Below are 9,883 nucleotides of genomic sequence, written 5' to 3' on the forward strand. Positions count from 1 at the left end.
AGCCCCCTCCCACATTTTTTACCGTGCCCGCTTCAGGCCTGGTAGCTGATCCGCCCATCCATCAAGGTGTAGCGCACCGTGGCCGGCAGGCTATGACCAACGAACGGGCAATTTTCGCCTTTGGACAGCCAGTGTTGCCCGGCAACCGTGGAACTGGCCGGGTCGAACAGCACCAGATCCGCCGCCGCCCCCACCGCCAGCTTACCCGCCGGCAGACGTAACGCTTCGGCCGGCCCGGCGCTCAGCCGCGCCAACAGCGTAGGCAGGTCCAGCAAGCCATCCTCCACCAAGGTCATTGCCAGCGGCAGCAGCAGCTCGACGCTGCTGATGCCTGGCTCGGTGGCACCAAACGGCGCCAGCTTGGCATCGCGTTCGTGGGGCTGATGATGACTGGAAATCGCCGAGACCACGCCCGATTTCACCGCCGCACGCAAACCCTCGCGATCGGCCAGGGTGCGCAGTGGCGGCTGCACGTGGTACAGGCTGGAGAAATCGATCAGCGCCTCATCGGTCAGGATCAACTGGTACAGGGCGACGTCCGCCGTCACCGGCAAACCGCGGGCTTGGGCCTGGGCGATCAGGGCGACGCCGCGGGCGCTGGTCAGTTGGCTGAAGTGCGCGCGTACGCCGCTTTGCTCCACCAGCAACAGGTCACGGGCCAGGGCCACGGTTTCTGCGGTTTCCGGGATGCCTGGCAAGCCGAGGAAGCTGGCCACCGCGCCTTCATGGGCCAGGCCGCCTTCAGCCAGGTCGCGGTCCTGGGAATGAAAGATCACCGTCAGGTCGAACGTGGCCGCGTATTCCAGGGCACGGCACAAGGTACGCGTGCTGCGAAAGCTCTCCAGACCGTTGCTGAACGCCACGCAACCGGCGTCGCGCAAGGCGATCAGTTCAGCCAGTTGTTCGCCCTCCAGGCCTTTGCTCAGCGCGCCCACAGGGAACACTTTGCAGTTGCCCGCTTCACGGGCGCGGTCGAGGATCAGCTCGGTGACCGCCGAGGTGTCCAGGACCGGCTTGGTGTTCGGCGGGCAGCACAGGCTGGTCACGCCACCGGCGGCCGCCGCGCGGGTTTCACTGGCGATGTTGCCTTTGCGGCTATAGCCCGGCTCGCGCAGGGCGACGTTGAGGTCTACCAGCCCAGGCGCGGCGATCAGGCCTTTGGCGTCGATGCTTTCAACCGCGCTGAAGCCTGCGGGCGCGGCACCGACGGCGATAATCCTGCCGGCGTCCAGGTGAAGGTCGGTAACTTGATCCAGGCCGCTGGCCGGATCGATGACTCGGGCGCCGAGAATGCTGAGCTTCACTGGGCGTTCTCCTGCTCGAATTGACGTTGCGCGGTTTGCCCGCTCATGGCCATGGACAGCACGGCCATGCGGATGGCGATGCCGTAGGTCACCTGGTTGAGAATCACCGACTGCGGGCCGTCGGCCACCGCCGACTCAATCTCTACTCCTCGGTTGATCGGGCCCGGGTGCATCACGATGGCATCCGGCTTGGCGCCGGCCAGGCGCGCGGTGGTCAAGCCGAACAGGCGATAGAACTCGCCCTCGCTCGGCAGCAGGCCGCCGGCCATGCGTTCGCGTTGCAGGCGCAGCATGATCACCACGTCCACATCCTTGAGGCCTTCGGCCATGTTGGTATAGACCTTCACGCCGTACTGCTCGATGCCGATGGGCAGCAGGGTTTTCGGGGCGATGACCCGAATGTCCGGGCAGCCCAGGGCTTTGAGGGCCAGCATGTTCGAGCGCGCGACCCGCGAGTGCAGGATGTCACCGACAATGGCCACCGAGAGGTTTTCAAAACCGCCCTTGTGCCGACGGATGGTGAGCATGTCGAGCATGCCCTGGGTCGGGTGGGCGTGGCGGCCGTCGCCGCCGTTAATGATCGCCACATTCGGGCATACGTGTTCGGCGATGAAGTGCGCCGCGCCGGAGTCGCCGTGGCGAACCACGAACATGTCGGCCGCCATGGCTTCCAGGTTGCGCAGGGTGTCGAGCAGGGTTTCGCCCTTGCTGGCCGACGAAGTGGACACATTCAGCGTGATCACGTCGGCTGACAGCCGCTGGGCCGCCAGTTCAAAGGTGGTGCGGGTGCGCGTGGAGTTCTCGAAGAACACGTTGCAGATGGTCTTGCCGCGCAGCAGCGGGACCTTCTTCACCGCCCGGCCGCCGACCTCGAGGAACGAGTCGGCGGTGTCGAGGATTTCGGTGAGCAGCTCGCGGGGCAAACCATCGAGGGACAGGAAATGTTGCAACTGGCCCTGAGCATTGAGCTGCAGCGGGCGCTTGGCATCTAGAGGCGTCATCGCGGGGACTCTGTACAAGGCGGTTTAAAGGGCAAGGTCTTGCAGTTCGAGTTCGAGCGGCGTGGGACCGGACAATTTTACCCGCTGGTGGGCTTCCAGGGACAGCGTTGCGCCGACCACATCCGGGCTGATCGGCAACTCGCCAGCGTCCAGGTCGAGCAGGCACACCAGTGTGATACTGGCCGGGCGACCATAGTCGAACAGCTCGTTCATGGCCGCGCGGATGGTGCGGCCACTCATCAGCACGTCGTCGATCAGCACCAGGTGCTGGCCTTCGATCTCGAACGGCAGCTGCGAGGGGCGCACCTGCGGATGCAGGCCGTTCTGGCTGAAATCGTCACGGTAGAAGGACACATCCAGCGTACCCAGGGGCGAATCACTGCCCAGCGCTTTCAGCAGGGCCTGGGCCACCCACACGCCGCCGGTGCGGATGCCGATGAAGCGCGGCTCGCTGATGGCACGGTGTTGCAGGTGCGCCGTGAGGCGCGTGGCCATCTGGCTGATCAGTTCGGCAGGGTTCGGCAAGCTCATGGTGGCTCCTTCAAGGCAGGCGATGGTGTGTAGGAGCGAGCTTGCTCGCGAAGAACCCACAGGCACCGTGTTTATCCAGGTTCATGCGTTATCGTTGACGTTCTTCGCGAGCAAGCTCGCTCCTACAAACAGCGTTGATGACAGGCAAGCCGCGTCAGTCAGGATTCAAATAAAGCGGTGTTTTCATCCAGCCAGCCCTGCAACAACAGGGCGGCGGCGATGGCGTCCACGGGGTTGTCGCGGTAGCTGCCTTTCTGCCCGCCACGGTCGCGTCGCTCGCCCTTGGCTTCAAAGGTGGTCAGGCGTTCATCGTGGGTATAGAAAGGCAGGTTGTAGCGACCGTTGAGGCGGCGCGCGAACTTTTCGGCGCGCAGGCACATCTCGCTGGGTGTGCCGTCCATGTTCAACGGCAGGCCGACCACCACGGCGTCGGGCTTCCATTCCTTGATCAGCGCTTCGACCTGGCTCCAGTCCGGTATGCCGTTCTGGGCCTTCAGTGTGCACAGCTCGCGGGCCTGGCCGGTAATGACCTGGCCGACCGCTACGCCGATCTGCTTGGTGCCGTAGTCAAACCCCAGGATCAGACGCAAGGCCATCAGGCGTGCCCCGCCTGGCTGGTCAACAGATTGAGGTTGACCCGCAGCTTGGCGGCGGCAGCTTCCAGGCGCAGTTCGCTGGCGGTATTGAACAGGATGTCGGCGTCGAAGGGGCAGGTCAGCCAGGCATTGCTGGCCAGTTCAGTCTCCAGTTGTCCGGCTTCCCAACCGGCGTATCCCAGGGTGATCACACTTTGGGCAGGACCGACGCCATCGGCAATCGCGAACAACACATCCTGGGACGTGGACAGGGATACACCCTCAAGGTCCACCGTGGCCTGGAACTTCGGTCCGGTGGGGTGCAACACGAAACCGCGATCGGTCTGCACCGGCCCGCCGAAGTAGATCGGCACGTGCTGGCAACTGGCCGGCGGATCGATTTCCGGGCGCAATTGCTCAAGGATATCCGCCAGGCTCAGCTCTTGTGGACGGTTCACCACCAACCCCATGGCACCATTGGCCGTGTGCTCGACGATGTAGGTCAAGGTCTGCGCAAAGTTCGGGTCGGCCATATGGGGCATGGCGATCAGGAAGTGGTGCTTGAGGTAGGTCGGGCTGACATTTTTCATGTCCACTAGTGTGGCGTTGGAGGGGCGAACTGACAAGCTGAGCGTGACCCGAATAGAGCGCCGTCTGCTTTTTTGTAGGAGCGAGGCGGGCGGCTAGCCCTTGCTCGCGAAGGTCGTTAACGATGACGCAGTGCTATCAGGTAGTCCGCGCCGCCTATGCGTTTTTCGCGAGCAAGCTCGCTCTTACAGTGAAGGAAAGTGCCAGAGTCAATTGCTGGACAGCCGGTCGCCCCTGGCGAATTTCCAGGTGCGGATGATTTCCAGGCGGTCCACGTCGTTCAAGTCGCCGGTAAAGGGCGCAAAGGGCGCTGCCAGGCGCACGATGCGCTGGGCAGCCTGATCCAGCAGGGGCTGGCCGGATGACTCGAGCACCTGCACCTCATAGAGCGAACCGTCGCGGTTGATCGACACCAGCAGGCGCAAATTGCCATAGATCTGCTGGCGGCGTGCCTCTTCCGGATAGTTGAGGTTGCCGATGCGCTCGACCTTCTTGCGCCATTCATCCTTATACCAGGCGCCTTTGTCGCGCATGGTCGAGGCCGCGTTCAAGCGGTAGATGCGCGGGCGTTTGGCATAGAGCTGCTGTTCGTGGGCCAGTTCGGCTTCCAGGCTGGAAATTTCGTCGGACAGCGTCGAGCTGTCGAATGTCGGCGCAGGCTTGACGGGCTCCGGGTTGGGCTCGGTTCTGGTCTTTTCGCGCTGGGTCGGGGCTTTTTGCGGCTTGGGCGCAACGGTGGTCACGGCAGCCTTGGGCGTAGCCTGTTTGACTTCCGGCCTGGGTGCCGGCGGCGGGGTGACTTTGTTGACCTTGTTGTCCTGGAACGGCGCCACTTCGGTGGTCTTGGGTACGGCCTTCTTGTCGAGGGTGCCGCTGCCTTGCTGGTTTTCCTGGGCGAGAAAGTCGGCCTTTTCGGGCTTTTTATCGCTCTTGAAGGTGGCCAGCGTGATTTCCAGGGTCCTGGTGATCTGTTTGGGTTCGACCAGGGTGAAACCCAGGCCGAGAATCAGTGCGAGGTGAACCAGCGCCGCCAGGAACAGGGTAAATCCGAGCCGATCAGCCGGGCGCACGCCGCTGTGGGAGAGTTCGGGGGGCAGTTCGGACGGGAGCGTCATGACAAGAAAACCAACATCGCGCGTTTCACAGGTGGCGCATGATAACGCAATGTTGGTGTGTGTCCGGCTGTTCTATGTCACTTGGCTTGTAGCTTGCGCTCAATGGCTGCCATCAGCATTTCGCCGATGTTCGTGCCAAATGCGTTATCAATCTCGCGAATACAGGTCGGGCTGGTGACGTTGATTTCCGTGAGGTTCTCACCAATTACGTCTAGTCCTACGAACAGCAGACCTTTTTCGCGAAGAGTCGGGCCGACTTGAGCGGCGATCCAGCGATCCTTGTCCGACAGCGGCCGCGCTTCACCACGGCCACCGGCGGCCAGGTTGCCACGGGTCTCGCCGGCCGCCGGGATCCGCGCCAGGCAGTAATCCACCGGCTCGCCGTCGATCATCAGGATGCGTTTGTCGCCGTCCTTGATCGCCGGCAGGTAGGCCTGGCCCATGATCTGTTGGGTGCCCAGCGCGGTCAGGGTTTCCAGGATCACCGACAGGTTCGGGTCGCCCGCGCGGTGGCGGAAGATCGAGGTGCCGCCCATGCCGTCCAGCGGCTTGAGGATCACATCGCCATGCTTGGCGGCGAACTCACGCAGCACGTCGGCGCGGCGGCTGACCACGGTCGGCGGCGTGCACTGCGGGAAGAGGGTGGCGAACAGTTTTTCATTGCAGTCGCGCAGGCTTTGCGGCTTGTTGACGATCAACACGCCGGCGCGCTCGGCCTGCTCCAGCAGGTAGGTGGAATACACGAATTCCATGTCGAACGGCGGGTCCTTGCGCATCAGGATCACGTCCAGATCGCTCAGGGGGCTGTCGATTTCATCCTGCAGTTCGAACCACTTCCCGGGGTTGGCGAATACCTGCAACGGGCGCATCCGCGCACGGGCTTCGCCATCGCCCTGGTAAAGGTCGCGCTGTTCCATATAGAACAGGGTCCAGCCGCGGGCCTGGGCGGCCAGGAGCATGGCCAGCGAGCTGTCCTTTTTATAGGAAATGCTGGCAATAGGGTCCATGACAATGCCGACGCGAACGCTCATGGGTTATTTCCTCTGGCAAATTGGGGCGCATAAAAGTGGCGTCAGAGTGGCGCTGCGGCTGTTGCGGGTCAAGGAAAAACCACCAGGCGGGCGCCTCGATAGATTGCGCCCGGAGACTGTGCTAAAAAGACTGCCACGGCGCAGCAGCCCTTGAATTCCAAGGCCTGCGGGGCTCATCCTGTGACACATCAGGCAGTACACACCGAAAACCGATTCGCTGTGGCGATGGTAGAGCAACTATGGAACAGCATTCCAACGCCTTGAGAGTGATGGTGATCGACGATTCGAAAACGATCCGCCGCACCGCCGAGACGCTGTTGAAGAACATGGGGTGTGAGGTCATCACGGCCATCGACGGTTTCGATGCCCTGGCCCGGATCGTGGATCATCACCCGCACATTATCTTTGTCGACATCATGATGCCGCGCCTGGATGGTTACCAGACCTGTGCCCTGGTGAAGAACAACCCGGCGTTCAAGTCGATCCCGGTGATCATGCTGTCCTCCAGGGACGGCCTGTTCGACAAGGCCAAGGGGCGTACCGTGGGGGTCGATCAGTTTTTGACCAAGCCTTTCAGCAAGGAAGAACTGCTGGGTGCGATCAAGGCCTATGTGCCTGCCTTCGCCGCAGTAGAACAAGCACACTGACGCCGCCCCCGAGGGCCGGCGCCGACCAATGTAGTGGGGAAAACCATGGCACGTGTTCTGATCGTCGACGATTCGCCGACCGAAATGTACAAACTGACCGGCATGCTGGAAAAGCATGGCCACCAGGTATTGAAAGCCGAAAACGGCGCGGACGGCGTGGCCCTGGCCCGTCAGGAAAAACCCGATGCGGTGCTGATGGACATCGTGATGCCGGGCCTCAACGGCTTCCAGGCCACGCGCCAGTTGTCCAAGGAGCCGGAAACCAACGGCATCCCGATCATCATCATCACCACCAAGGACCAGGAAACCGACAAGATCTGGGGCGCACGCCAGGGCGCCAAGGACTACCTGACCAAGCCGGTGGACGAAGAAACCCTGATCGCCACGCTGAACAAGGTGCTGGCCGGTTGACGGCACGCCATCATGACCGAGTCGCAGACCGCCTTTGAGTTGCTGCTGGACATCGACCGCCGCTGCCGCCTGCTGGCCGCCGACCTGCCGTCCCAGGAAACCCGCCTGCAACGCTGGAGCGGGATCGGCTTTCGCCTGGGGCAGCACTGGTATGTGGCGCCCATGGGTGAAGTCGCCGAGGTGTTGCATGAGCCGCGCTGCACCCTGATGCCCGGGGTTAAACCCTGGGTCAAGGGTGTGGCCAACCTGCGCGGGCGTTTGCTGCCGGTGATGGACCTGGGCGGGTTTCTCGGCCAGGCACTGTCCAGGGCGCGCAAGCAGCGGCGGGTGCTGGTGGTGGAATACAACGATCTGTTTGTCGGGTTGCTGGTGGACGAGGTGGTGGGCATGCAACATTTTGCACTCGATGCGTGGCTGGCGAATGCCGCCTGCGGCGCGCCGTTTATCCAGGGCCAGTTCGATGGCGACCCGCAGTGGCAGGTCTTCAGCCCCTTCGCCCTGGCCCAGGCGCCGGGCTTTATGGATGTGGCCGCATGAGCACCGTGATCACGCCCAAGCCCCAGGCCGCCTCGCGCAGCCGCTCGCAGATCATCGTGCTGTTTATCGCACTGATCGTGTTCATCATGCTGTTGTTCGCCAACTTCGCGTACCTCAACACCCAGTCCACCTACGACAAACAGTACATCGGCCACGCCGGCGAACTGCGGGTGCTGTCCCAGCGCATCGCCAAGAACGCCACAGAGGCCGCCGCCGGCAAGGCTGCCGCGTTCAAGCTGCTGGGCGAGGCGCGCAACGACTTTGCCCAGCGCTGGGGCTACCTGAAAAAAGGTGACCCGCAAACCGGCCTGCCGGCCGCACCCAGTGCCGTACGCGCCGAGATGCGCGCGGTGCAGACCGACTGGGAAGCCCTGCTGAAAAACACCGACGCCATTCTTGCCAGCGAACAGACCGTACTGTCGTTGCACCAGGTGGCCGCCACCCTCGCCGAAACCGTGCCGCAGTTGCAGCTAGAGTCGGAAAAAGTCGTCGACATCCTGCTCCAGCGCGGCGCCCCCGCGAGCCAGGTGGCGCTGGCCCAGCGCCAGTCACTGCTGGCCGAGCGTATCCTGGGCGCGGTCAACACCGTGCTCGCCGGCGACGAAACCGCCGTGCAGGCCGCCGATGCCTTTGGTCGCGATGCCAATCGCTTTGGCGTGGTGCTAAACGGCATGCTCAACGGCAACCCCGGCCTGCGCATCACCCAGGTCGAAGACCCTGACGCCCGCGCGCGGCTGGGGGAAATTGCCGAACTGTTCGAGTTCGTCTCGGGTTCCGTGGATGAAATCCTCGAGACCTCGCCGCAGCTGTTTCAGGTACGCGCATCGGCGAGCCATATTTTCAACCTGTCGCAGACCCTGCTCGATGAAGCCTCGCACCTGGCCACCGGTTTCGAAAACCTGGCGGGCGGGCGCAGCCTGGATACCCTTGGCGGCTATGTGCTGGGCCTGCTGGCGCTGGCCTCGATCATCCTGATCGGCCTGGTGATGGTGCGCGAGACCAACCGCCAGCTGCGCGAAACCGCCGAGAAGAACGAGCGCAATCAGAACGCGATCATGCGTCTGCTGGATGAAATCGAAGACCTGGCCGACGGTGACCTGACCGTCACGGCCTCGGTCACCGAAGATTTCACCGGCACCATTGCCGATTCGATCAACTATTCGGTGGACCAACTGCGCGACCTGGTGGCCACCATCAACCTCACTGCCGGGCAAGTCGCCGGTGCGGTGCAGGAGACCCAGGCCACCGCCATGCACCTGGCCCAGGCCTCGGAGCATCAGGCCCAGCAGATCGCCGAAGCCTCCACCGCCATCAACCAGATGGCCCAGTCCATCGACCAGGTGTCGGCCAACGCCGCCGAATCCTCGGCGGTGGCGGAGCGTTCGGTGGAGATTGCCAACAAGGGCAACGAGGTGGTGCACAACACCATCCACGGCATGGATAACATCCGCGAACAGATCCAGGACACCGCCAAGCGCATCAAGCGCCTGGGTGAATCGTCCCAGGAGATTGGCGACATCGTCAGCCTGATCGACGACATCGCCGACCAGACCAACATCCTCGCCCTGAACGCGGCCATCCAGGCGAGCATGGCCGGCGATGCCGGGCGCGGTTTCGCGGTGGTGGCCGATGAAGTGCAACGCCTGGCCGAGCGCTCGTCGGCCGCCACCCGGCAGATCGAAACCCTGGTGCGGGCGATCCAGGCCGATACCAACGAGGCGGTCATCTCCATGGAACAGACCACCACGGAAGTGGTGCGCGGCGCGCGGTTGGCCCAGGACGCCGGGGTGGCGCTGGAAGAGATCGAAGGCGTGTCGAAAACCCTGGCGGCGCTGATCCAGAGCATTTCCAATGCCGCGCAGCAGCAGACCTCGTCGGCGGGGCAGATTTCGCTGACGATGAATGTGATTCAGCAGATCACCACGCAGACGTCGTCGGGTTCCACGGCGACGGCCGAAAGCATTGGTAACCTGGCAAAAATGGCCAGTCAGTTGCGCAGGTCGGTGTCGGGGTTCACGCTCCCGCCGCCCAAGCAGGTAGATGATTGAAATGCGCTCCAAAGATCACCACAGTCCAAATATGGGAGGGGGCTTGCCCCCGATAGCGGTCTGACAGTCAAAAGTTGGTCGCCTGACACACCGCT

11 protein-coding genes are annotated in these 9,883 nt (G+C 63.1%); 4 read left to right on the forward strand and 7 right to left on the reverse strand.

From position 1 onward, the window contains the following. Positions 1–32 precede the first annotated feature (32 nt). From TU82_RS12660 to gshB, 7 genes are all read right to left on the reverse strand, one after another. The gene (locus TU82_RS12660) at positions 33–1,304 is read right to left on the reverse strand and encodes a dihydroorotase (RefSeq protein ID WP_057723519.1); all 1,272 of its coding nucleotides are present in this window, start codon (positions 1,302–1,304) and stop codon (positions 33–35) included. Next, the gene (locus tag TU82_RS12665; protein WP_057723520.1) at positions 1,301–2,305 is read right to left on the reverse strand and encodes an aspartate carbamoyltransferase catalytic subunit; all 1,005 of its coding nucleotides are present in this window, start codon (positions 2,303–2,305) and stop codon (positions 1,301–1,303) included. Before TU82_RS12665 ends, TU82_RS12660 begins: the two co-directional genes overlap by 4 nt. Before the next feature lie 24 nt (positions 2,306–2,329). Then, positions 2,330–2,836: a bifunctional pyr operon transcriptional regulator/uracil phosphoribosyltransferase PyrR gene (pyrR, locus tag TU82_RS12670; RefSeq protein WP_057723521.1), complete on the reverse strand. Its 507-nt coding sequence runs from the start codon at positions 2,834–2,836 to the stop codon at positions 2,330–2,332. Positions 2,837–2,994: 158 nt separating this feature from the next. After that, complete coding sequence (ruvX, locus tag TU82_RS12675; RefSeq protein ID WP_057723522.1) at positions 2,995–3,432, reverse strand: Holliday junction resolvase RuvX; 438 nt, start codon at positions 3,430–3,432, stop codon at positions 2,995–2,997. Beyond that, positions 3,432–4,001, reverse strand: a complete 570-nt coding sequence (locus TU82_RS12680; RefSeq protein ID WP_057723523.1) for a YqgE/AlgH family protein — start codon at positions 3,999–4,001, stop codon at positions 3,432–3,434. The genes ruvX and TU82_RS12680 overlap by 1 nt, the downstream gene beginning before the upstream one ends. A gap of 207 nt (positions 4,002–4,208) precedes the next feature. Continuing rightward, positions 4,209–5,114, reverse strand: coding sequence for an energy transducer TonB (locus tag TU82_RS12685; protein WP_057723524.1), 906 nt, complete (start codon positions 5,112–5,114; stop codon positions 4,209–4,211). A 77-nt stretch (positions 5,115–5,191) separates the two neighbouring features. Further along, entirely contained in the window at positions 5,192–6,145 is a 954-nt protein-coding gene (gshB, locus tag TU82_RS12690; RefSeq protein ID WP_057723525.1) for a glutathione synthase, read from the reverse strand. 239 nt (positions 6,146–6,384) lie between these two features. Here gshB and pilG point away from each other — a divergent pair, with 239 nt between their 5' ends. From pilG to TU82_RS12710, 4 genes are read left to right on the forward strand one after another with little or no spacing between them, the layout of a single operon-like run. Further along, a complete protein-coding gene (gene pilG, locus TU82_RS12695; RefSeq protein WP_057723526.1) occupies positions 6,385–6,792 on the forward strand; it encodes a twitching motility response regulator PilG in 408 nt (135 codons plus the stop codon). Positions 6,793–6,837: 45 nt separating this feature from the next. Continuing rightward, entirely contained in the window at positions 6,838–7,203 is a 366-nt protein-coding gene (gene pilH / locus TU82_RS12700) for a twitching motility response regulator PilH (RefSeq protein WP_014720320.1), read from the forward strand. A gap of 12 nt (positions 7,204–7,215) precedes the next feature. Further along, entirely contained in the window at positions 7,216–7,740 is a 525-nt protein-coding gene (locus TU82_RS12705) for a chemotaxis protein CheW (protein WP_057723527.1), read from the forward strand. Then, on the forward strand, positions 7,737–9,788 hold the full coding sequence (locus TU82_RS12710; protein ID WP_057723528.1) for a methyl-accepting chemotaxis protein: 2,052 nt from the start codon (positions 7,737–7,739) through the stop codon (positions 9,786–9,788). Before TU82_RS12705 ends, TU82_RS12710 begins: the two co-directional genes overlap by 4 nt. The last annotated feature ends 95 nt before the right edge of the window (positions 9,789–9,883 follow it).

It is taken from the genome of Pseudomonas orientalis (assembly GCF_001439815.1).
Lineage (GTDB): Bacteria > Pseudomonadota > Gammaproteobacteria > Pseudomonadales > Pseudomonadaceae > Aquipseudomonas > Aquipseudomonas orientalis.